The organism is Terrabacter terrigena (assembly GCF_042676085.1).
GTDB lineage: Bacteria > Actinomycetota > Actinomycetes > Actinomycetales > Dermatophilaceae > Terrabacter > Terrabacter terrigena.
In genome coordinates, this window is sequence record NZ_JBHTKH010000014.1 from 70,895 (window position 1) to 93,825 (window position 22,931).

Sequence of the window (22,931 nt, forward strand, 5' to 3'; positions counted from 1 at the left end):
CATGCATGTCACGAGACAACGCCGGGAAGACTCTCGGCAGAGCGCCTCGGCCCTCGTCCGCGGCCGCCGCGCCCGCATCGTCCTCGCCTCCACGGCCGCCCTGGTCGTCGCAGGCTCGGCTGTCGAGGCCTACGCCAGCACCGTCGGTTTCGGTGACCAGCAGGTCGGCACCGAGTACAGCTCCGGGATCCAGGTCTCCGACAACCAGGTGGTCAAGCCGATCGGTGACCGCCTTCTCACCCAGCTGGGCAAGTTCATGGGATCGACCGTGAGCGCCGACGGTCGCTACCTCGCGGCGACGAGCAACGACCGCTCGATCTCCGTGCAGATCTTCGACCTGCAGACGTACAAGCTGATCTGGACGGTCGGCAGCGCCGCCTCGGCGAACCAGAAGGTGTCCGACAACACCGTGGGCCAGGAGGGGCCGACGTACTCCCCGGACGGCAAGTTCCTCTGGGTGCCGCAGGCGACCGGCCTGACCCGGTATGCCGTCAACCCCGACGGCACGCTCGGGGCCGCCACGAAGGTCGACATCCCCACGGTCGACGGCGCCAAGGCCCTGACCGGCAAGGCCGCCTTCTCGCCCGACGGCTCGAAGCTCTACGCCGCCGTCAACGGCCAGAACCGCGTCGTGCTCATCGACCCCGTCGCCGGCACGGTCACCCAGAGCTGGGCGGTGGGCACCGCACCGCGTCAGCTGGCCCTCGTCGGCGACAAGCTCTACGTCAGCAACGAGGGCGGGCGGTCCGCCGAGCCGGGCGAGACGACGATCAACTCGTACGGCACCGAGGTCCCGGCGGACGGCCGGCTCGGCACGTCGACGACCGGCACCCTCAGTGTCATCGACACGAGCAAGCCTGCGGCACAGGTTCGCTCGATCTCGGTCGGGCTCCACCCGACCGCGATGCACGCGGCCGGAAAGGCCCTGTTCGTCACCAACACGTTCGACGACTCCGTGTCCGTGCTGGACACCGACTCGGACAAGGTCGTCCAGACGATCAGCACGCAGCCCTGGAAGGGCTCGGACGTGGGGTACCAGCCCAACGGCGTGACCCTGACGCCCGACGGGCACCTGCTCGTGACGCTCGGCCGCGCCAACGCCGTGGCCGTGTACCGCTACCACGGCGACCCGCAGGAGCCCGTGAGCTTCGTCGGGCTGCTCCCGACCGACTACTACCCGACGGAGCTCGCGTCCGTCGGCGGGCAGGTCGTCGTCACCAACACGCGTGGGATCGACGCACGCGGGCCGCTGCTGACCTTCAAGCAGGGTCCAGGCACCTCGCCGGCGACGGGGCACGGCACGCACGGCACGACCGCGTCGCTGACCCGTTTCACGCTGCCGAGCGACAAGCAGATCGAGGAGACCAGCGCGACCGTCTTCGCCCAGAACGGCTGGGGTGACAGCGACACCGACGTGAAGGTGGCCACGGGCAACAGGCAGAAGGCCGTCCCGGTCCCGAGGCGCATCGGCGACCCGTCGACCATCAAGCACGTCTTCGTCCTCGTCAAGGAGAACCGCACGTACGACCAGGTGTACGGCGACGACGCCCGCGGCAACGGCGACGCCACGCTGGCGCAGTTCGGTCGGACGGTCACGCCGAACCAGCACGCGCTCGCCCGGCAGTTCGGCCTCTACGACAACACCTACGACGTGGGCACGAACTCGGCCGAGGGCCACAACTGGCTCATGCAGGGCGACAACCCGGAGTACACCGAGTCGAGCGCGGGGGAGTACACCCGCAGCTACGACACCGAGGACGACGTCCTGGGCCACCAGCGCTCGGGTTTCCTCTGGACCGCGGCGCAGGCCGCCGGCAAGACGGCCCGCAACTTCGGGGAGTTCATGGCCTGGGAGAACAAGCCCGCCGGCGCCACGTGGCAGAAGTACTACTGCGCCGCCCAGAGCGTCGAGCACGGCGGCGACCCCGGCCAGCTCGTCGACCCGTCGCTGCGGCTCGACGTGCAGTCGCCGATCCCGTCGCTCAACGCGATCTCGAACCACGAGTCGCCGATGTTCGACACGAACATCCCCGACGTCTACCGCCACCAGATCTGGAAGCAGGAGTTCGCGAAGAACGGGCCGGCCAACCTCAACATGATGTGGCTGTCGAGCGACCACACGGGTGGGGCCCCGGACGCCCGCGCCCAGGTCGCCGACGGTGACCTCGCGGTGGGCCGGATCGTCGACGAGATCTCGCACAGCGCGTACTGGAAGGACTCGGCCATCTTCGTGGTCGAGGACGACAGCCAGAACGGCGCCGACCACGTCGACGGGCACCGCGCGCCGATCCAGGTGATCAGCCCGTATGCGGCGCACGGCAAGGTCGTCAGCACCTACTACTCGCAGATCTCGATGATCCGCACGATCGAGCAGATCCTCGGTGCGCAGCCGTTGAACCAGAAGGTCGCTGCCGCCTCGCCGATGTTCGACGCGTTCCAGTCCACGCCGGACTACACGCCGTTCACGGCGCTGCCCAACGAGGTGCCGCTCACCGAGGGTGTCGCGACGCCCCCCGCCTGCGGGCCGGACACGCTGGGCCAGACCGGTGCAGCCGCTCAGGCCGTCAACGCAAACGTGGCTGCCGAGACCGCGGTGCCGGAGTCGCAGAAGCCCGTCGCTGCGGCGTGGGGCCGGTGGAAGGAGTCACAGCGCCTCAGCGGGAACGGCGCGGTGGCCGACTTCGCGAACCCGGAGCAGATGAACCGGTTCACCTGGTACCAGGCCCATGGGTGGAAGACGCCCTACCCGGGTGACGGCAAGGTCCTGGCCCCGTCCGAGGTCCCGGGCGCCAACCTCCCGCCGGCTGAGAACGACTGACGACGACTGACGACTGACGACTGACAGGGACTGAGCAAGCCACTCGACCGGGGCAGGGCCTGATGCGGCCCTGCCCCGGTCGCCGTCGCGCCGCTGCGGCGCTCGAACAGCCCCCAGGTCCGCGCAGGTGGGGAGGATGACCGCCTGCGACCCGCCGGGGTGCCTGTCACTTCCACGGCACTGGTCTCCGTGCTGCGCACGCGACAGAGCGCGAGAGTTGAGGAGGTGGCGACTCCACGCCCACTCCGGCACCCCACCAGCGATGGGGCCACCGGTGTCGCTCGACGCTGCTCAGGATGGTCCTCAGGTGCCCGGGTGGGGCTCGCACCATGCACGGACCGGCGCGAGCCGGCGCACCCGCGAGACCGCCAGGACGAGCGGTGCGCGCAGGACCAGCCAGCCGACGCCGGCCACGGCGGAGCCGACGGCCAGGCCGGCGACGACGTCGAGGGGGTAGTGCGCGCCGACGTAGACGCGGGCGGCAGCCATCAGCAGCGCGGCCCCGGCCGCCACGGCGCCGAGGCGTCGCGAGGCGACGAGGAGCCCGACTGCACAGGCACCGGCCATGACGGAGTGGTCGGACGGGAAGGACCAGTCTGTGCTGCGGGTGACCAGCACGAGGATGCCCGGGTGCGCCTGGTAGGGGCGGGGCTCGGCGACCAGGGAGACGATCGGCTGGTTGATCCCGACGGCCACGAGGGTCGCGACGCCCGCCCAGAGCGCAGCCGCGAGCTTCGCGTGCGGCGCGTGCCGGGACTGCCACACGGCGACCAGGACCAGTGCACCGAAGAGCACGACGCCGTACTTCGCGTAGCCGGCGGTGATGCCGTGCAGCCACGGAGTGTGGCGGGCGAGGTCGTTGACCTGGCTGAAGAGGGTCTGGTTGGCGTCGGTGGGTGCGGTCACGTGGACGCTCCGGTCTGGTCGGAGTGGTCGGGCTGGTCGGTCTGGTCCGTCGGGTCGGACTGGGGCTGGTCGGTTCGGGGGCTGCGGTCCCGGCGGTGCCGGAGCCACTCGACGGCCACGGGGACGAGGGAGAGTGCGACGATGCCGACGACGAGCAGGTCGATGCGGTCCTGAAGGCCGGGGAAGGCGCGCCCGAGGTAGTAGCCGAGCAGGGTCAGGGTGGTGACCCAGATCGCGGCCCCGATGGCCGACCACGTGAGGAAGTGCCGGCGGCTCATCCGGCTGGCCCCGGCCACGACCGTGACGAAGGTGCGCACGACGGGCACGAACCGGCCCAGCACCAGGGCCTTGCTGCCGTGGCGTTCGAAGAAGGCGTGCGACCGGTCCAGGTGCTCGCGGCGCAGGAACCTGCGGTCATGCCGGTAGAGGCTCGGCCCGGCGGCCCGACCGATCTCGTACCCGGCGGCGTTGCCCCCGATGGCCGCGAGGAACAGGGCAGGCAGCGCGAGTGCCAGCGGCAGGTGCAGGTGTCCGTCGGCGATGAACAGGCCGGTGGCGAAAAGCAGCGAGTCGCCGGGGAGGAACGGGAACAGCAGCCCGCACTCGATGAAGACGAAGACGACGCCGACCCAGAGGAACGCGCCGCCGAAGCGGGTCAACAGAGTGGCCGGGTCGAGCCAGCCGATGGCAGCGGCATGCACGTGCAAACCTCCTGGAGGTCAGAAACCGGCGAACGCGTGCGGACGACGCGGACGCTTCGGGCCGGCCCGAGACGGTCGGTCCGGGTGCACTGACGATTCGGCGAGACCATCCGTGCGGGGGCATCATGGTGAGGAACCACGATCATCTACTATCTTCTTTGTAGTAGCAACGATGGCGGAAGGCAAGTTTCATGACGTCCGGTGAGCGTGGCGCCCGTGCGCGGGGTGGGCTCGAGCGCGAGGTCCTCGCGACGGTGGCAGCGGCGACCGCGCCGATGTCGACGGCGCAGGTGCACGCCCAGCTCGGGCCGCAGCTGGCCTACACGACGGTGATGACGACCCTGGCCCGTCTGCACGAGAAGGGCGTGCTCCGGCGCGAGAAGCGTGGCCGGGCCTTCGCCTACGAGCTGGCCACGCGCGTCGAGGACGTCGATGCCTCGATGACGGCCCACCGCATGCACCGGCTGCTGGAGGCCGAGGCCGACCGCGCCGGGGTGCTGGCCCGGTTCGTGGCCGACCTGTCCAGCGAGGACGAGGCACTGCTGACGGGCCTGCTGTCCGGGTCGCCCGATGACCCCGGCACGCAGCCCGGCGCTCCGCGCCCGGCCGCGGGAGACTGAGGCGGACCCGGGCGTGGTCACCGTGCTCTGGCTCGTGCCCGTCCTGGCGGGGACGCTCCTCGTGCGCCGGTCCCGCCTGGTCGCATCGCTGCTGCCGCCCGCCGCGACCGTCGTCATCGTCACGACGGCGAGTTTCCTCACGGCGGCCGCCACCGGGTTCGTACTGTCCGTGGCCGCGTTCGCCGCAGCCGCCGCTGTACCTGCCGTGGCGCGCGCTGCCCTGTGGTCGCCCGACGTCGCGGCCGGCGCGCCCCCGCCGTGGCTGGGCGCCGTGGCCGGTGTCGTCGTGGTGTGGCTCCTCGTCGCGGCGCTGCGGCGGTTCGTCGCGGCGGGACGCTCGATGGCCGACGCGGGCCTGGCCTGCCGAGGCCTCCCGGCCGCCGACCGCCTCGTCGTCGTCGACGACGAGCACCCTGACGCGTATGCCGTCCAGGGCTTGCCGGGCCTCCCGGGCCGTGCCGTCGTCTCGACCGGGATGCTCCGGGCGCTCACGCCGGGCCAGCGACGCGTCCTGCTGGCCCACGAGGACGCGCACCTGGCCGGGCACCACCAGCTCTTCATCCAGGCCGCGGAGCTCGCCGCCGCCGCCAACCCGCTGTTGCGCCCCGGCGTCGAGGTCGTGCGAGAAGCGGTCGAACGCTGGGCCGACGAGACCGCCGCCACGCACGTCGGCGACCGACGCGTGGTCGCCCAGGCGCTGGCCCAGGCGGCCCTCGCCCGCACCACGAGCCGGACCCGTGACAAGGCCGCGGTCGCTGCGGTGCTCCAGCTCGACGGGGCCCCCATCGCGGCCCGAGCGCGCGCGATGCTCGTTCCGGCACCACGACCGCGACGGATCCTCGCGGTCGCCCTCACCCTTCTCGCGCTGTCTCCGGCGATGAGCGCGCTGGGCATCGGCCTGAGAGCTGAGGCCCACTTCGAGCGTGCCCATGACCGGTGTGCGTCCGTGTCGGCGACCTGGTGCACGTGACGGCGTCAGCTCCACCCGGCGGCCCGGCGGCCCGGCGGCCCGGCGGCCCGGAGGCGGCGGCGGTGCGCCGCCGGGACAGGTGTCCTGACGGCGCCCGCGTGGAGCGCGGTCGCAGCCGCCAACGCCTCCCTTGGTGCTCAGTGACCGTGTGAGTGTCCGGCGGTGGCGTCCGACGGAGCCGACCCGCAGCCGTGCCTCGGTGCCAGCTCGTGCACGGCACCGCGGGTGACCCATCCGGTGGCTGCCCCGTGGAGGAGCTGCACGCGTGCACGCCCGGCTTCGACGTCGAGGACGACCGCCTGCTCGCCGGCGGGGAGCGCGCGCCCGTCGAGCTGAGCCCGAGACGTGGGTGCGGGGCCGACGAGGTGGATCGGGCGCCGGAGGTGGAAGTCGTCGACCCAGCCTTCGGCCTGCGCGCCTTCGCGGGTCTTGACACGAAGCCACGTGCCCTCGACCGCCACGACGCGTGCAAGCGTGCCGTCGTGGACCTCCGCCACCGGCCGGTGACTGCCCGGCGCGGCATAGAGCGCGACGTGCGTGGAGGCGAGCTCCCCGTGGTCGTCGCGACCACTGACCAGCACCAACGGCGTCGCGGGGGAGACCGGCACGACGGCGGGGGCGGCCGCAGTGTGCCGCGGCGGGGCAGTGGGACCTGTGTCCCCGCCCTCCGCCGTCGCCGTCGTGGCGACGCCGAGGACCGCGAGGACGGCGAGCCCGGCGAGGCCGGCCGTCAGTCGGCGCTTCACGGGCAGGTCGCGGGGTTGGCGGTGCCCTTGGTGACGTTCGCGGAGATGGTGGCGCACCAGGCCCCGCCGTCAGAGCTCCGGTGGAACACCTTGTCGTACTGGGTGGACCCGAGCGAGTACGTGTAGCTGTCGTAGACGGTCTCCACCCCGCCGGCGATCTTGAGGAAGCGCACAGACTCCGAGCCGGTGTTGTTGAGGTAGCCCGTGCCGACGTCCATCACCCAGCGTCCGCCCGCGGGGATCGTCGTGCCGGCCGGGACCGCCTTCGGGGCCCCGCCACCGCCCGCGAGGTCGTCGACGTAGTAGCCGCCGACGTCGACGGGGCCCGTCGTCGGGTTGTAGAGCTCGACCCACTCGGTGCCCGTGCCCGAGGGGGCCATCAGGAACTCGTTGACCTGGACCTGGGTGGGGTCGCCGGTCGACCCGCCGCCTCCGCCGCCCCCGGCTCTGGTCGTGTACGTCTTGGTGCCGGCGTCGTAGTCGACGGTGAAGCCCGCTCCGGAGCCGGTCGTCGCGAGGTGCACGGTTCCGTTGTCGTTCAGGGTGCCGGTGTAGTCGATGGGCGCGCCGCTCGGGTCCGTCGTGTCGCACGGGTCGTTCGCCAGGAAGATGTCGGCGCCGACGGCTCGGAACGCGTCGAGTGTGCGGTTGCCCGGATGGCCGTAGGAGTTGGCGCCGCAGGAGATGAACCCCACCTGGGGCCTGGTCGCGTTGAGGTAGGCGTCGGACGACGAGTGGCCCGAGCCGTGGTGGTTGGCCCGGAGCGCGTTGACGGCGCCCATCTTCGTGCTGAGCAGTGCCTCGATGTTGTTGTACGTGTAGCTGTTGGCGCTCGTCGCGTACTCGCCGTCGCTGTCCCCGGCCGTGGCGTAGACGAAGGGGCCGAACGCCGTGCGCAGACCGATGGAGTAGTCGTTCTCGCTGGGTGGGAGTGCGTCGGTGCTGTGGTCGCCGCTGACCGGCGTGACACCGTCGGCCTCGGTGACGTCCTTGCCGTTCGCCTCCACCACGGTCGACGTGACGCCGGTGCCCAGGTCGAGCGTCGGCCATGCCGCGGCGTTGCTGAGGCGCAGGACCTTGCCGTCGATGTTGGCGCGGTCGGGCTGGGCGGTCGGGCCGTAGAGCCAGCAGATCCAGCGCTTCGAGGTCTGCGAGGTGGTGCCCACGTTGTGCCAGGCGGTCTCGGTGCTGGGCGCGGCGGTCGTGCCGACGTCGCAGTCCTTGTCGCCGTTGCTGTCCGTCCAGACGCCGCCGTCGTGGTCCATCACCTGGCCGACGGTGAAGCCGAGCCCGCCGGCCGATGTCGGTGTGAGCAGCTGGTAGAGACCGTTGCCGTATGCCGTCGGCGCGTCGTTGGGGTTGCCCGGGTAGCCGATGTGGTCCAGGTGATGGTGCGAGGCCATGACGTAGTCGAGGTGGACGGGTCCGGAGGCGATGCCGCAGATGGAGCGGATCTGGGCCGCGACAGACGTGGCCCTGGTGCCCGATCCGGTTGAGTTCCAAGCAGTTTCGCCCAGATCGATGAGCAGGGTCTTGCCGCTCGGGCCGACGACGAGCTGGGAGTCGCCCTGCTCGACGTCGAACCAGTAGACGTTGAGCTCGCCCGGGCGCCAGCTGCCGGACGTCGAGCAGTGTGGTGCGTCGGCGGCCGCGCCGACGGCCGGGGCGGTGGTGAGCAGGGTGGCGGGAGCCGCGGCGGCGGCACCCATGAGCAGGAGGGCGGCAAGGCGGGGTCGGGGCACGGACGGTCCTCTGGGGTGCGTCTCTTCGGTGGCGTGGGGATCCACGCGGGGAGGAACGTATCGGCGGGAATGCGGCCGGCGAGGAAACGAGGTGTCCGGATTGGGTGGGTTTTGGGTAAATCTCCCGTCGCCGGCGGGCCCGTCGCTCTGCCGAGGCGAGCCGCCCGACGAGGGCGCTCCGGGCCCTGTGGCTAGAGGACCACGGCTGCGCCCATGGCAACGGTTCGGTCCTCGGGGAGTCGGAAGTACTCCGTGGGGGAGGCCGCGTTGTGTGCCAGCCCGAGGAAGAGCCGCTTGCGCCACCCACCCATCTCACGGCCGGAGCCGCGCTGGATGGTGATGCGGGAGAGGAAGTAGTAGGCCGTCTCGGGGTCGACGTCGATGATCTCGAGCTCACGCGCAAGGGCGAGGGCGCCGGGGATGTCCTGGTCCTCCTGGAAGCCGAACAGCAGGGTCAGGTGGGTGATGGCGTCGTAGGGGTCGCCCAGGTGGTCGAGCACCACCCGCTCGTCGTCCGCCACGAAGGGGACGTCGAGCGAGGCCGTGCTGACGATGAGGACGGTCTCGTGGATGACGTGGTTGAAGGTGGCGTTCTCGCGCAGTGCCAGGGGTGTCGACTGCTTGTCGGGATGCAGGAAGACGGCGGTGCCGGGAACCTTGTCGACGGGGTCGTCGTGCAACCAGTCGATGAAGGGCTCGAGCGGCCCCTCCATCGACGCGCGTCGCTCCGTCACGAGCTCTCGGCCGCGCTGCCAGGTCAGCATGACGGTGGCCACGGCGAGCGCGATGAGAACGGGCAGCCAGCCGCCGTGCGCGAGCTTGGTGAGGTTGGCCCCGAAGTAGGTCAGCTCCAGTCCCGCCAGCGGGACACCGAGCAGCAGGAGCTGCCAGCGGTTCCAGCCCCAGTGCGCCTCGGCGTAGATGAGGAAGAGGGTCGTCGTGATGAGGAACGTGCCGGTCACCGCGAGGCCGTATGCCGTCGCGAGACGTTGCGACGACTGGAAGGTCACCAGGAGCAGGATGACGCCGAGGTAGAGGGTCGTGTTGATGGCCGGGACGTAGATCTGGCCCCGTTCGTGGGCGGAGGTGTGGCGCACGGTCAGGCGCGGCAGGTAGCCGAGTCGTTCGGCCTGGCGTGAGACCGAGTAGGCCCCGGAGATCACGGCCTGCGACGCGATGACCGTCGCAACCGTCGCGAGTACCACGAGGGGCAGCCTGAGGGCGTCGGGCGCGAGTCGGAAGAACGGGTTCGTGGCCGCCGAAGGGTCCTCGAGGAGCAGGGCTCCCTGCCCGAGGTAGTTCAGTGTCAGGGCGGGGAACACGACGAAGAACCAGGCGCGCCGGATCGGTTGCCGGCCGAAGTGACCCATGTCCGCGTAGAGCGCCTCGGCACCGGTGATGGACAGCACGACCGCCCCCATCGCCACGAACGCGACGACCGGGTGCTCGATCACGAAGAGCAGCCCGTAGTGCGGCGACAGCCCGGTGATGACCGCAGGGTCACGAAGCACCTGTCCGAGGCCCAGCACCGCGAGGACGACGAACCAGAGCGCCATGACGGGGCCGAAGAACCGACCGACGACCTGCGTGCCGAAGCGCTGTCCGGCGAAGAGCGCGGTGATGATCACCGCTCCGATCGGCACGACCAGGTGGGCGAGTGAGGGCGTCGAGACCGAGAGGCCCTCGATGGCTGACATGACCGAGATGGCCGGGGTGATGACGCTGTCCCCGTAGAACAGCGACGCGCCCAGCACGCCGAGCAGCATCACGAACCCGAAGCGTCTCCCACCGGGACGCACCGCGGTACGGGCGAGGGCCGCCAGGGCCATGACGCCGCCCTCCCCGTCATTGTCGGCGCGGAGGATGAACGCGACGTACTTGACCGACACGATCACCGTGATCGACCAGAACACCAACGAGATGACGCCGTAGACGTCTCCCGGGGTGGCGGCGACCGTGTTGTGGTCGATCGAGAACACCGTCTGCAGGGCGTAGAGAGGTGAGGTGCCGATGTCGCCGAACACGACACCGAGGGCACCCAGTGCCAGCCCGACCACGCCACCTCGTGAGTGCTCCGATTCGTCTTCCACGACCCGAAATCCTTCCAGCCTCCGATCGACGACGCCCCCACCTGCAGGCCGCGGAGGCGTCAAGATCGCGTCAAGATCGCCGACAGCGGACCCGTCAGGATGCCGTCAAGATCGCGTCAGGATCCGCCGTTCGCGGGCTGCGAGGCGACCGTCCGGGTGTGCGCTTGAGGCATGGACGGCAACCACCTCGCACGACGACGATCCTGGATCAGGTGGGCGGCGCTCCTCTCGCCCGTGGCCGTGGCGGCCTCCCTCGCTGCCGTCCGCGACGCCGTGCAGGGCAGCACGGCAGCGATGGCGCTCGTGGTCGTCGTCGTGGCCGCCTCCGCCTACGGCGACCGGCTGGCCGGCGTCGTCTCGGCCCTGTCGGCGGCCCTGAGCTTCGACTTCTTCCTCGTCGCCCCCTACCACTCGCTCTCGATCAGCAGCCACGACGACGTCGAGCTCGCCGTCGCGCTTCTCGTGGTGGGAGTGGCAGTCACCGAGATCGCCTCGTGGGGACGGCGTCAGAGGACCGCCGCCCAGGTGCGGGAGGGGTACCTCCGGGGCCTCGCGCAGCTGCTGGAGCTTCCGCCCACCGCGACCGTCGACCATGCGGCGCGCACGATCGCGACGGCGATCACCCAGGCGCTCGGAGCCGACCGCGCCGAGTGGGTCGCTGGTCACCCTGCCTGGAACGACGCGGTGGTGACGCTGAACGGCCAGGTCCGGTTCGGTGGCCGAGTACTGCCGGCCGGTAGGGCAGCCCTGCCCACCGACGCCTTCACCGCCCTGCCGGTCTGCGCACACGGTCGTCTGATGGGCCACTTCCGGGTCGTGTGCTCCACGCACATCGTCCGTCCGACCGAGGAGCAGATGCGGATCGCGCTGCTGCTCGCCGATCGCATGGCGGCGGCCTGGCCCGCGGCGTCCGGACCCGTGGACGGCGACCGGGAGGAACTGGTCACGCCGTCAGAGCGGTTGCACCGGCTACCGGGGCTGGGTGCCCGTCGCGAGCAGCGCGATCGCCTGCAGTGACTCGGTGCCGGCGACGAGGTAGCCGTTGTGCCCGTGTGCACCACCGACGGGAAGGGGTCGGGCGCCGAAGGTCGGCGCCGTGGGGTCGGCGGCATGGCCGAAGCCGTCGACGCGGGTGTGGGGCACGAGCCCGATCGGGTCGTCGGGTGCGACGCCGGCCCACACGTCGGCCCGGGTGTGGAGTGCGGACCGGGTCCACACGTCCATGCCGGGTGACCCGACGACGATGAGGTTGGCGATGCGCAGGTGGGGTGCGGCACGGGCGCAGACCACCGAGCCGTAGCTGTGGCAGACCACGCTGACGGTGGCCGAGCGTGGGAGCCGGTCGACGAAGGATGCGAGCCGAGGTGCGCCGTCCACGGCACGAGCCGACCGCGCGGCGTCGGCGTCGATCCAGGCCGGGGGGTCGTAGTCGAGCCAGACCACCACCGCGACCGGAGTGCGCGGGGACGACCGCTGCATCTCGGCGAGGAGGCTGCGGGCCTGCACGGCAGGGTGCCGGCGTCCTGCCTCCGTCTCGTCCTGGAGCAGGGACGCGTTCCAGCCCACGCCCGGCACGATGACTGCGATGCGGCGTGCGCGGCGGACGTCGCCGAACGCCTCGACGAGACGGCCCTGGCCGTGGGGGTCGGTGCTGAGCACCGTGGCCGCCGGGCCGGTGACTGCCACGGGTACTCCGTCGCTCACCGACTGGGCGACGGCGGGTGCCGCTCCGACGACCAGGGTCAGCAGCGCGACGCAGGCGAGGGCGAGCCGCTCGCGCAGCGTCCCGCGTGAGCGGCGTCCCGTCGGCGCCGGGCGTCCGGGTGGTGGTCGGTCCACTGAGCATCCTTGTCGTGCGTCGTAGCAAAGTCGGCAGTCTGACCGACCAGCCTGTGAACAGCGTGGGGAGAAGGCGCGTCCGTGCACCTCCGGCCGGTGGACGTGGGAAGTGTCACGCCGGGCAGTGCGCGGACGGTCAGGCTGCCTCGACGGTCGAGGTCAGGGGGAGGGCACGTGCACCGTCGATGAACTCGCGCAGCCAGAGCTCGACGTTGATCAGGCGCCAGAAGGCCATCGAGTCCAGGTCGCCGGCACCGTCGAGCCAGCGCTCGAAGGCCGTGAGCGCCGCGGCGGAGTCGAAGTACCGCCGTTGCCCGAACGAGGGCGACCGGAACACCTCGCGGGCGAACTCTCGCTGCTCGTGGAACCACTCGTTCTGCGGCGTCGTGAACCCGATCTTGTTGCGGCGTCGGCTGATCGACGCCGGGAGCAGGTCGTCGGTCGCGTCGCGCAGGACGCGCTTGTTCCACCCGCCCTTGATGATCGCGTCGTCGCTGAGCGTGAAGACGGTGCGCACGAGGTCGGGGTCGAGGAAGGGCACGCGGCCCTCGATCGAGAAGCGCATCGTGTTGCGGTCCTCGTAGCGCAGCAGCGCGGGGAGCGACCCGACGAACAGGTCGTGCACCAGGCGCGCGCGCAGGCTCCCAGTCGGGACGGCATACGACTCGGTCGCGTGGGCCTGGGAGAACTCGGGTCGGAGCAGGTCGGGGGTCGTGTTGCGGCGGGTGAGGAGGGTGCGGGTCCTCGAGGTGGCGAGGCGGGCGAGGACGTCCCTGGATGCGATGAGCTCGCGGAGGGCGGAGCGACGGTCGCGGGAGAGCAGGTCGCGCAGATGGACGACGAGCTGGGGCACGTACCCGGCGAGCAGCTCGTCCGCTCCCTGCCCGTCGAGCATCACGGTGACGTACTCGCTGGCGTCCTTCATCACCCGGTACTGGGCGTACGGCCCCATCGAGATGACGGGCTCCTCCTGTGCCCGCACGAAGTCCGTGACGTCCTGCAGGAAATCGGCGGAGGTGGGACGGGTCTTGTGCGACCTGACCCCGTGGGTGCACGCGCCGACGGCGGCGTCGACGTAGCGCTCCTCGTCGTTGCGGTAGCCCGGGAAGACGGCCGAGAACGTGCGCTGTCGCGGACCGACGGCCTCCGTCGAGCCGGCGTCCTCGGCGAGGAGGCGGTCGATGGCGACGGTGATGGCTGAGCTGTCCAGGCCGCCCGAGAGGGACGTACCCACCGGCACGTCGGACCGCAGCCGCAGCGCAACCGCGTTGGTCAGCCGCTGGCTGAACGCTGCCGCGACAGCGTCGTCGTAGCCCTCCGTCGTCGCCTCGCTGCTCGTCAGGTCGTCGCGCAGGCTGGTGAACATCTGCCGCCGTATGCCGTCCGCCGACAGTGTGACCATCTCGCCGGGGAGGACCCTCTCGATGCCGTCGAAGAAGGTCTGGGCGCCGTCGTCGTGGACCCGGTAGCGCAGGTAGCGGTAGATGGTGCGGTCGTCGGGCCTCGCCTGGTAGAGGCCGCTGGCGAGGATCGGCTTGATCTCGCTGGAGAAGAGCCACGCGTCGGCGGACTGCGACCCGTCGCCTGGCTCACGGGACGGCACACGGCACAGGTGCAGCGGCTTGATGCCGAAGTGGTCTCGCGCCAGGGTGAGCGTCCGGGCCTGGCGGTCCCAGATCGCCAGGGCGAACATGCCGTTGAAGCGGTCGAACGCCGCGGGCCCCCACTGTGCGAACGACTGGAGCACGACCTCGGTGTCACTCTCGGTCGCGAAGGTCCTCGAGAGGCCCTCGAGCTCGGTGCGCAGCTCGCGGTAGTTGTAGACCTCCCCGTTGTACGCGAGCACGTAGCGGCCGGCGGACGAGGTCATCGGCTGGGCGCCGCCGGCCCGGTCCAGGATCGCGAGACGCTGATGCGCCAGACCCACCGGCGCATCGACGAGGATCCGGGCGTCGTCAGGTCCACGATGACGCTGCTCGAGCGCCATCCGCTCGAGCAGCGCGGGATCCCTGTCGAGCCCGAAGTAGCCGGCAATGCCACACATGCGTTCCCTCCGGTCCCCGGTCACGGGGGTGTCAACGGTCGAGAGACATCATGTGGGGCTGTCGCTGAAAGGACGCTGAGCCGCGTCACCGAGGATTCTGACCGTCACCACGGGGGTCTGGTCACGCCGTTCGGGAGCAGGACGCGCCCGAGAGCCGCGGCGTCACGCTCGGCATGCTCCTGCCGCACGTAGAGCTGCAGGTCGGCCACGCGGCGGGCGTGCTCCTCCTCCAGCGCGAGCGGGGCGGGGCCGGTCGCGTGTGCCACCCGCTCGAGCACGTCCTCCGCAGCCGCGGCGACGACACGGCGCACGCGCAGGGCCAGGACCGCGCCCTGCGCCCCGCCGGCGCGGCCGTCGTCGATGCGGGCGGCAGCCTCGGCGAGCACCGCCCGGGCAGCCCAGAGGGTCGCGTCGACGGCACCGACGTGCATGAGCGCGACCTGGTCGGGCTCGCGGCCGCCAGCGGTGAGGCGTCGTGCCACTCCGACGGCCCCGCCAAACCAGATGGCGGCGACTCCCATTCCGCCCCAAGCGAATCCGGGCCTCTTGAGATACCACCCGGAGGGCCCGACAGCTGTCGCTGCCGAGCCGTCGAAGCCGACAGGACCGCTGGGCACGTCTGCCAGCCCACGGGCAGCCCAGCTCGCGCGACGGACGGTCACGTGGTTCGCCTGACCCAGCTCGACGGCATACAGCCGGCGGGTCGTCTCGGTGTCCCAGGCCGTGACGAGGGCATGGCTCAGCCGGTCGGCGAGGGAGCACCAGGGCTTCTCACCGGAGAGCCGGACCCCCGGGTCGTGGTGGTCCGCCGTGAGGCGCGCACCTGGCCCTTCCGCGGCGAAGACACCCCAGGTCGACCGGTCGGGAACGGCCGGCACGGCGTGGCCGGCCCGTCTCGCCTCGTCGAGAATGGCGCCGGCGTCGAGGTGCGGCTCGATCGCACGAGCCGCAGTGAGGCTCGTCGCGGCGACGGTGGCGAGCGACTCCCACAGTGCCACCGTGTGGCCCGAACCGGGGTGCGGGAACGCCTCCGGGCGTCGGTCGGCGAGCGCGATGGCGTCGAGAGGGTCCTTCGTCTCGCCGACCTCCGAGGCCAGGCGTTCGAGCGCATCGTCCGACCCGTCGCGGAGCCGGACCGCCGAGCTCAGCACGGATCCCCCCGCAGGGTGTCGGGCGAGGGAGGCACGTGGGCGGTCACGCCCGTTCCATACCCACGGCCACGGGCGGGCGCCGGCTCGGCCCGGCACCCGCCCGGCGATGCGTGGTGTCGCCCGACTCAGGCGGTCACCGAGGGGCGTCCTCGGGCCACGTCTCGAGGTGCACGGCCTCCGCGACGTGGCGCAGCGACTCCAGCGTCTCGGCCGACATCGGCACGTCGGTGTCGGTGATTACGTAGCCGAGCTCCCCCCGTGTCGCGAGCGACTGGCCGACCACGTTGGCGCCGGCCTCCGCAAGGGTGCGGTTGATCGAGGCCAGCACGCCCGGGACGTTTCGGTGCAGCAGCGCCATCCGGAAGGAGCCCTCGCGGGGAGCCGGGGCGACGGTGGGGAGGTTGACCGACAGGGCGGTGGCGCCGTCCGCCATGTACGCCGAGAGCTTGCCCGACACGAAGGTGCCGATCTCCTCCTGCGCCTCACCGGTCGAGCCCCCGACGTGGGGCGTGAGGATGACGTTGTCGAGCCCGCGCAGCGGCGACTCGAAGAGGTCGCCCTGGGCCTTGGGCTCGACGGGGAACACGTCGATCGCGGCTCCGGAGAGGTGGCCGCTGAGGATGTGCTCGCGCAGGGCGACGTCGTCGACGACCATGCCCCGGGAGGCGTTGATGAACACCGAGCCGGGCTTCATCCTGGAGAACTGCTCGGCGCCGAAGAGGCCTGCGTTGCCGGGACGGCCGTCGACGTGGATGCTGACGAAGTCGGACGCCTCCAGGAGCTCGTCGAGCGATCCCATGCGCTGGGCGTTGCCGTGCGCGAGGCGGTCGGCGGTGTCGTAGAAGGCGACGCGCAGGCCGATGGCCTCGGCCATGTTGGACAGCTGGGTGCCGATGTTGCCGTAGCCGACGATGCCGAGCGTGCGGCCGCGGGTCTCGTAGGCGCCCTTGGCCGACTTGTCCCAGATGCCGTCGTGCATGCGCTGCGTCTTCTCGGGGAGACGCCTCGCCAGGGCGAGGATCTCGCCGATGACGAGCTCGACGACGCTGCGGGTGTTGGAGAACGGCGCGTTGAAGACGCCGACGCCGAGCTTGGTGGCGTGGGTGAGGTCGACCTGGTTCGTGCCGATGCAGAAGCAGCCGATGGCCCGCAGGTCGGGCGCTGCGTCGAGGACGGCCTGGGTGACCTTCGTGTTCGACCGGATCCCGAGGACCGAGACTCCGGACAGGGCCTCCACGAGGTCCGACTCGCTCAGCGACCCGGCCTGGACCTCGACCTCGAATCCGTTGCGGCGGAACGTCTCCGCAGCGACGGGGTGGACGTTCTCCAACAGGAGTACCTTCACGCTCTTCTCCCTTGGGGCTCCCGGTCGGTGCCGGAGTCCCGATCTCGTGGTTGCTGTCGGTCGTGGTGCTGTCGGGCCTCAAGGGTGCCCGGAACTGAGGCGCAGGCGCGAAGCGGTGCGCGGGTTGAGACGGTCTCGCCGGGCATTGCCGTCACGGACCTCCGGAGGACGTCGTGCGGGCCACGCTGCGGGCCAGCAGCTGTCCGGTGTGCTCGAGGTGGTCGCGCATCGCCCGCTCGGCCGCGGCGCCGTCGCGGGTCAGGATCGCGGTCACGATCGGCTCGTGCTCGTCGCGGATCTCGCGCAACGTGCGCCCGGCAGTCGTGGTGGGCGGCCCGAGCAACGCCGTCGTGGCACGGAGCCGGTCGATGATGGTGGCGGCGCGCTGGTTGCCGCTCGCGCGCATCAGACGGTCGTGGAGGGCGTGGTCGGCGACCCAGAACCGCTCCTCGTCGTCCAGCGCCGCGTCCATGGCCTCGAACGTGTCACGGATGGCCGCGTGCTCCTCGTCGTCGGCCATTTCGGCCACGCGCCGGGCAGCGGTCGGCTCGAGGGCGAGGCGGATCTCGATGATCTCCTCGATGTCGTGGGCGCTCGGTGTCAGCACCCGGAAGCCTCGGTTGCGGTCGATCCGCACGAGCCCGGCCTCGGCAAGGCGCAGCAGGGCCTCGCGCACCGGGCTGCGCGAGACGCCCAGCAGGTCTGCCAGCTGGTAGACGGAGTACGTGTCGTCCGGGACGAGCTCGCCGGCGGCCACCCCAGTGCGCACCGCGTCGACCACCGCTTCGGCGAGGGAGGGAGCGCCATGGGGGAGCGCCAGCTGGACCATGAGTAACATGTTACCCATGGCTGAGCTCTCCACCGACGTGACCCGCGCGTTGGTCGGCGCCGGACTCGAGGTACGGGCGGACGCGGGGACGCGCAGCATGTACGCCTCCGACGCGTCGCTCTACCGCATCCTCCCGCTCGCGGTCGTCCGCCCGCGGGGGGTAGACGACGTCGTCGCCGCCCTCACCGTCGCGCGCGAGACGGGCGTCCCGATCACCGCGCGTGGTGCCGGCACGTCGGTGGCCGGAAACGCCGTCGGGCGCGGTGTCGTCCTCGACTTCTCGCGCCACATGAACCGGGTCCTGTCCGTCGACCCCGAGACCCGCACCGCCGTGGTCGAGCCGGGCACGGTCCACGCCGTGCTGCAGAAGGCAGCCGCGCCCCACGGCATACGCTTCGGGCCCGACCCCTCGACGCACCCGCGGTGCACGATCGGCGGGATGATCGGCAACAACGCCTGTGGCTCCCGGTCGCTCGCGTACGGGCGTACCTCCGACAACGTGGCCGGCCTCGAGCTGCTGACGGCTGCGGGTGTTCACCTCGCCACCGGCTACGACCCGAGCGGTGTGCCGTTCGCCCGTGGCGCCGACGACCTGGTGGCGGACGTCCGCACCGCCATGTCCCGGCACCTCTCGACGGCCCGCACCGAGTTCGACCGCTTCGGTCGGCAGGTGTCCGGCTACGCGGCCCACCACCTGCTGCCCGAGCGGTTCGACCTCACCCAGGCGCTCGTCGGGTCCGAGGGCACGCTCGGCGTCATCACCCGCGCGACCGTGAAGCTCGTCGTCGACGCCCCGGTCCGCGTCGTCGTCGTGCTCGGCTTCCCCGACATCGTCGCTGCCGGCCGGGCCGCGCCGGCCGTCGTCGCTCACGGGCCGACCTCGTGCGAGGGCCTCGACTCCCGCCTCATCGACGTGCTGCGGGCGCGGCGAGGTCCCGATGCGATCCCGCCCCTGCCGAACGGGCGGGCCTGGCTCTTCGTCGAGTTCGCGGGTGAGGACCTCGAGGAGGTCTCGACCCGCGCCCGACGCCTGGCGGGCGAGGGCCTCGGCGAGGACGCGGAGGTCGTCGACGACCCCGTCACCCAGGCACGGCTGTGGCGGATCCGTGAGGACGGCGCGGGCCTGGCCGGTCGGGCGCCCTCCGGCAAGCCGGCGTGGCCCGGGTGGGAGGACGCCGCCGTCCCGCCCGAGCGCCTGGGGGAGTACCTCGCGGCCTTCGACGACCTCGTCAGCGCGTACGGCATGACCTCCGCACCCTTCGGCCACTTCGGCGACGGCTGCATGCACGTGCGGCTCGACCTGCCGCTCGACCGGCCCGACGGGACGAGCGTCATGCGCGAGTTCCTCACTGAGTCCGCCGAACTGGTGGGGGGATTCGGCGGCTCGTTGTCGGGGGAGCACGGCGACGGTCGCGCCAGGTCCGAGCTGCTGCCCCACATGTACTCCGCCGACGCGATCTCCTTGTTCGGTGCGATCAAGCACGCGTTCGACCCCGACAACCTGCTCAACCCCGGAGTGCTCGTCGAGCCCGACCCCCTCGACGCCGACGTGCGGCCGGCCGGGCGCTTCCCGGTGCGCAACCTGGCGATGGCCTACCCGCACGACGGCGGCGACCTCGCCCAGGCGGTGCACCGCTGCACCGGGGTCGGCAAGTGCCGGGCCGACAACTCGGCGGCCGGCGGCGTCATGTGCCCGTCGTACCTCGCCACCCGCGAGGAGAAGGACTCCACCCGAGGGCGCGCCCGGGTGCTGCAGGAGGTCGTGCGGGGCGAGCTGCCCTGGTCCGACCCCGCGGTGCACAACGCGATGGACCTGTGCCTGTCGTGCAAGGGATGCGCGTCCGACTGCCCGACCGGCATCGACATGGCGACCTACAAGTCCGAGGTGCTGCACCAGACGTACCGGCGCAGGCTGCGGCCGCGCTCCCACTACTCGCTCGGGAAGCTGCCGATGTGGGCTCGCCTGGGCGGCCGCGTGCCGGGCCTGGCCAACCGGGCGCTCACCCTCCCCGTCGTCGGCTCGTTGTCGTTGTGGCTCGCCGGGGTCGACCGGCGGCGGTCGATCCCTGCCTTCGCCCGCCGGCCGTTCCGGCGCACCTTCCAGCGGGCTGAGTCGGACCTGAAACCCGTTGTGCTGTTTGCCGACTCGTTCACCGACGCGTTCTCTCCCGAGGTCGCCGAGGCCACGGTTCGCGTCCTGCGCGACGCCGGCTACGAGCCGCGCCTGCCGAGCGGCTCGGTCTGCTGCGGACTGACGTGGATCACCACGGGCCAGCTGGACTCGGCCAGGACCATCCTGCGCCGGACCGTGGCGGCCCTGGCCGACGACGCACGCGCCGGTGTGCCCATCGTGGGGATCGAGCCCTCGTGCACCGCCGTGCTGAGATCCGACGTGCACGAGCTCCTTTCCGGTGACGAGGACGCCGCGCTGGTCTCGTCACGGGTGCGCACCCTCGCCGAGCTGCTCGCCGAGACCCCGGGCTGGACCGGCCCCGACCTGACCGGCACCTCGGTCATAGCCCAGCCGCACTGCCACCACCACGCCGTCCTCGGCTGGAAGGCCGACGCCGACCTGCTCGCCGCCACCGGTGCGACCGTCGAGACCCTCGCGGGGTGCTGCGGGCTCGCCGGCAACTTCGGTGTCGAGATCGGCCACTACGACGTGTCGCTGGCGGTGGCGGAGCAGAACCTGCTGCCCGCCATCGACGCCAGACCCGACGCCGTCGTGCTCGCCGACGGGTTCTCCTGTCGCACGCAGGTCGCAGACCTTCGTCAGCGACGCAGCCTGCACCTCGCCCAGCTGCTCGACCCCGACGCGTCTCGCCGCCCGGCGACGACGGAGGGCTGAGCGCCCGGGTCGTCACGGCACCGACTCGCCACGGTTGCCCGCGGCCCGAACGGTCACGCGGCGACCCTACTCCACGTTGCGCAGTCCCTGGTCTGGAAGAAGGCGTCGGTCCGCAGGATCGTGACCCGCGCGGGTCCGTTCGTCGATCCGGAGGCGACGACGTCGGCCGGCCGCCCGGTCAGGCCCTTCAGCCGGAACCAGTGGCAGGTGCGGCCGGCGTGGCCGCCGGCCGACTCGTACGTTCCCGGCGGTATGCCGCGCCCGACGAGGTAGGTGCCCACGTCGCCGACGAACGACGGGCCCTGGGGCAGCCCCGGTCGGCCCGCCGTCTGCTGGGCGGTGGCGTCCTCGCTCGCGGCGATCCTGTCGCGGTCCTTCGCATCCTTTCCGCTCACCCGGCCCGGGCGCTGTCCGGTGCTGCTGCCGGTGGCCTGCGCAGGTCGCTGCGCCGCCGCCGAGCTGCCCGGTGGGTCGCCGGCCGTGGCCTGCGTCCGCGCCGGACCGGCGCCGAAGGCCCAGACAGCGAGCACCGCCCCCAGACACAGGGCCAGAACCGACCCGGTCGCAAGCAGCGCAGAGCGACGCGTGCCCCCATCTCGAGACTGCATGACCTCACCCCCCAGCAAGGACCCGCTCAGGCGCGGAGTACGTGCTCCTGACGATAGCCAGTGGTGAGGTCGGTGAGGGAGAGTTCGATGATCCCCGCGGGGTCCACGGTGTAGCGCTCCTCGAGGAGCGGGCCCGACTCGAGCCGCACGATGGGCAGCTCGCGCAGCTCCGAACCCTCGTCGACCGCCTCCTGGAGGGCCGGGTCGAAGGGGAAGACGATCTGGGCCACGGGAGCGAGGTCTCCGCGGGGCTCTCCCTGGTCGTCCACGGAGGAGTACTCCACGAAGCGGAACCAGCCGATGTTGTGGGCGGCCCGGTAGCGGCGCGTCACGACGACGGGTTCGGCGTGCTGCGAGTCGGCGAGCGCTTCGCCGGTGTGCAGCGACCGGTCCAGCACCGGGTCGAACGACACCGCAGCACCACCGTCACGCTCGCGGAAGACGCCGAAGCCACGCGAGAGCCGGTCGCGCAGTGAGAACCCGGCGTCGGGGTCGGCGGCGATGGCGAGGCCCACGGCTGTGGAGGCGCTCGGCATGGGGGAGCGGTGCACGCGGCGACCGAAACGGGTCCGCAGCTGACGGGGGACCAGGGGCAGGCCGCTCGCACCGCCGACGATGTAGATGCCGGCCACGCCTTGCAGCTCGTCCCCGTGACCGTCGGACGCCTTCAGGGACTGCACGAGCGGCTCCATGGCCTCGGTCGTCGCCGTGACCAGTGGCGTCACCGCGGCGTAGTAGTCGTCCACGGGAACGGTCACGGTCGTGGTGTCCTGGCCGTCCGCGTCGGGCACCTCGACGGCGATGCGGCGCGACTGCGGGCCGACGCGCTCCTTGGCCTCGCGGCACTCCTCGAGCAGGGCCGCCCACGCCGCCTCGCCCAGACCTGCCCGTGCCCGGCCCGAAGCGAGCAGGACGGTCGTGGCGAGGGCCTCGTCGAAGTCGTCTCCGCCGAGCCGGTTGACGCCGAACGAGTCGAGCACCTCGTGGTGGGTGCCCGAGAGCCGCAGCAGCGACGCGTCGAAGGTGCCGCCTCCGAGGTCGTAGACGATGACGAGGTCGCGGCGCGACGTGATGGAGCGGGCCTGCCGGTGCGCGAACTCGAAGCTGGCAGCCGAGGGCTCGTTGACGAGGCCTGCGACGTCGAACCCGGCGCGTCGGCACGCCTCCAGGGTGAGGAAGCGCTGGGCGCTGCCCGCTTGCGCGGGCACTCCGAGCATGGTGCGCGGCGCCTCCGAGGGGTCGAGCCGTTCGTCGATGCTCGAGGCGGTGCGGAGCGCGTCCAGCACGGCGGAGAACAACCCGGTGAGCACGTCGAGGAGCGGGACCTCGCGCTCGCCGACGCGCATCAAGGTGTGGGGCGTGACCCGGGGCTCGGCGAGGAGGCGCTTGAACGACCGGGTGGACGGCATACCTCGTCCGGCCGCCGCGAGCGCCGCGAAGCCGTAGACGAGTCGTCCGCCGTCGTCCGCGACGACAGAGGGGAAGTGGTCACGGGCGTCGCCCTCCTCGTCGAGGAAGGTGACCACGGGGTAGTTGCCCCGATCTCCGTGGGCGACGACCGTGTGCGTGGTACCGAAGTCCAGGCCGAGATCCATGCGTTTCTCCTATGTCAAGCCGCTGCCGGCAGGCAAGAGGTTTGACGGTTGTGGTGGTCGGCGGTCAGGAGGTGGAAGA

Annotated in this window: 17 protein-coding genes; 5 read left to right on the forward strand and 12 right to left on the reverse strand. The window is 71.7% G+C overall.

Translation table 11 applies throughout. From position 1 onward, the window contains the following. Nucleotide 1: 1 nt before the first annotated feature. On the forward strand, nucleotides 2–2,818 hold the full coding sequence (locus tag ACFQ2V_RS17355; protein WP_386054109.1) for an alkaline phosphatase family protein: 2,817 nt from the start codon (nucleotides 2–4) through the stop codon (nucleotides 2,816–2,818). A gap of 303 nt (nucleotides 2,819–3,121) precedes the next feature. On the opposite strand, the gene ACFQ2V_RS17360 is transcribed toward ACFQ2V_RS17355, so the two are convergent. Both ACFQ2V_RS17360 and ACFQ2V_RS17365 read right to left on the reverse strand, forming a co-directional pair. Continuing rightward, nucleotides 3,122–3,724, reverse strand: a complete 603-nt coding sequence (locus ACFQ2V_RS17360) for a phosphatase PAP2 family protein (protein ID WP_386054110.1) — start codon at nucleotides 3,722–3,724, stop codon at nucleotides 3,122–3,124. Then, the gene (locus tag ACFQ2V_RS17365) at nucleotides 3,721–4,425 is read right to left on the reverse strand and encodes a DedA family protein (RefSeq protein ID WP_386054111.1); all 705 of its coding nucleotides are present in this window, start codon (nucleotides 4,423–4,425) and stop codon (nucleotides 3,721–3,723) included. The genes ACFQ2V_RS17360 and ACFQ2V_RS17365 overlap by 4 nt, the downstream gene beginning before the upstream one ends. A gap of 191 nt (nucleotides 4,426–4,616) precedes the next feature. Between ACFQ2V_RS17365 and ACFQ2V_RS17370 the strand changes: the two genes are divergently transcribed. After that, nucleotides 4,617–5,045, forward strand: a complete 429-nt coding sequence (locus tag ACFQ2V_RS17370) for a BlaI/MecI/CopY family transcriptional regulator (RefSeq protein WP_386054112.1) — start codon at nucleotides 4,617–4,619, stop codon at nucleotides 5,043–5,045. A gap of 13 nt (nucleotides 5,046–5,058) precedes the next feature. Next, on the forward strand, nucleotides 5,059–6,015 hold the full coding sequence (locus tag ACFQ2V_RS17375) for a M48 family metalloprotease (protein ID WP_386054113.1): 957 nt from the start codon (nucleotides 5,059–5,061) through the stop codon (nucleotides 6,013–6,015). A gap of 137 nt (nucleotides 6,016–6,152) precedes the next feature. Here ACFQ2V_RS17375 and ACFQ2V_RS17380 read toward each other — a convergent pair whose 3' ends face one another. The 3 genes from ACFQ2V_RS17380 to ACFQ2V_RS17390 form a co-directional block, all read right to left on the reverse strand. After that, on the reverse strand, nucleotides 6,153–6,761 hold the full coding sequence (locus tag ACFQ2V_RS17380; protein WP_386054114.1) for an SH3 domain-containing protein: 609 nt from the start codon (nucleotides 6,759–6,761) through the stop codon (nucleotides 6,153–6,155). Further along, nucleotides 6,758–8,503, reverse strand: coding sequence for a lamin tail domain-containing protein (locus tag ACFQ2V_RS17385; RefSeq protein ID WP_386054115.1), 1,746 nt, complete (start codon nucleotides 8,501–8,503; stop codon nucleotides 6,758–6,760). Before ACFQ2V_RS17385 ends, ACFQ2V_RS17380 begins: the two co-directional genes overlap by 4 nt. 191 nt (nucleotides 8,504–8,694) lie before the next feature. Continuing rightward, complete coding sequence (locus tag ACFQ2V_RS17390) at nucleotides 8,695–10,593, reverse strand: potassium transporter Kup (protein WP_386054116.1); 1,899 nt, start codon at nucleotides 10,591–10,593, stop codon at nucleotides 8,695–8,697. A gap of 171 nt (nucleotides 10,594–10,764) precedes the next feature. Here ACFQ2V_RS17390 and ACFQ2V_RS17395 point away from each other — a divergent pair, with 171 nt between their 5' ends. Continuing rightward, nucleotides 10,765–11,610, forward strand: a complete 846-nt coding sequence (locus ACFQ2V_RS17395) for a DUF4118 domain-containing protein (protein WP_386054117.1) — start codon at nucleotides 10,765–10,767, stop codon at nucleotides 11,608–11,610. Here the strand turns inward: ACFQ2V_RS17395 and ACFQ2V_RS17400 are convergent. The 5 genes from ACFQ2V_RS17400 to ACFQ2V_RS17420 form a co-directional block, all read right to left on the reverse strand. Next, the gene (locus tag ACFQ2V_RS17400; RefSeq protein WP_386054119.1) at nucleotides 11,563–12,432 is read right to left on the reverse strand and encodes an alpha/beta hydrolase; all 870 of its coding nucleotides are present in this window, start codon (nucleotides 12,430–12,432) and stop codon (nucleotides 11,563–11,565) included. The two genes, ACFQ2V_RS17395 and ACFQ2V_RS17400, sit on opposite strands and share 48 nt — an antisense overlap. A 136-nt stretch (nucleotides 12,433–12,568) precedes the next feature. Further along, nucleotides 12,569–14,476: an asparagine synthase (glutamine-hydrolyzing) gene (asnB, locus tag ACFQ2V_RS17405; protein WP_386054120.1), complete on the reverse strand. Its 1,908-nt coding sequence runs from the start codon at nucleotides 14,474–14,476 to the stop codon at nucleotides 12,569–12,571. 104 nt (nucleotides 14,477–14,580) lie between these two features. Then, nucleotides 14,581–15,627: an acyl-CoA dehydrogenase gene (locus ACFQ2V_RS17410; protein WP_386054122.1), complete on the reverse strand. Its 1,047-nt coding sequence runs from the start codon at nucleotides 15,625–15,627 to the stop codon at nucleotides 14,581–14,583. A 133-nt stretch (nucleotides 15,628–15,760) separates the two neighbouring features. Next, on the reverse strand, nucleotides 15,761–16,972 hold the full coding sequence (gene serA, locus ACFQ2V_RS17415) for a phosphoglycerate dehydrogenase (RefSeq protein ID WP_386054123.1): 1,212 nt from the start codon (nucleotides 16,970–16,972) through the stop codon (nucleotides 15,761–15,763). Between the two features lie 151 nt (nucleotides 16,973–17,123). Then, complete coding sequence (locus ACFQ2V_RS17420; RefSeq protein WP_386054124.1) at nucleotides 17,124–17,819, reverse strand: GntR family transcriptional regulator; 696 nt, start codon at nucleotides 17,817–17,819, stop codon at nucleotides 17,124–17,126. On the opposite strand from ACFQ2V_RS17420, the gene ACFQ2V_RS17425 reads away from it, so the two are divergent. Further along, nucleotides 17,818–20,649: an FAD-binding and (Fe-S)-binding domain-containing protein gene (locus tag ACFQ2V_RS17425; RefSeq protein WP_386054125.1), complete on the forward strand. Its 2,832-nt coding sequence runs from the start codon at nucleotides 17,818–17,820 to the stop codon at nucleotides 20,647–20,649. The two genes, ACFQ2V_RS17420 and ACFQ2V_RS17425, sit on opposite strands and share 2 nt — an antisense overlap. Before the next feature lie 53 nt (nucleotides 20,650–20,702). Here ACFQ2V_RS17425 and ACFQ2V_RS17430 read toward each other — a convergent pair whose 3' ends face one another. Beyond that, nucleotides 20,703–21,257 carry a hypothetical protein gene (locus ACFQ2V_RS17430; RefSeq protein WP_386054126.1) on the reverse strand — a complete coding sequence of 185 codons (555 nt, stop codon included), beginning with the start codon at nucleotides 21,255–21,257 and terminating at the stop codon, nucleotides 20,703–20,705. Between the two features lie 26 nt (nucleotides 21,258–21,283). Continuing rightward, entirely contained in the window at nucleotides 21,284–22,852 is a 1,569-nt protein-coding gene (locus ACFQ2V_RS17435; RefSeq protein WP_386054127.1) for an Hsp70 family protein, read from the reverse strand. Nucleotides 22,853–22,931 lie beyond the last annotated feature (79 nt).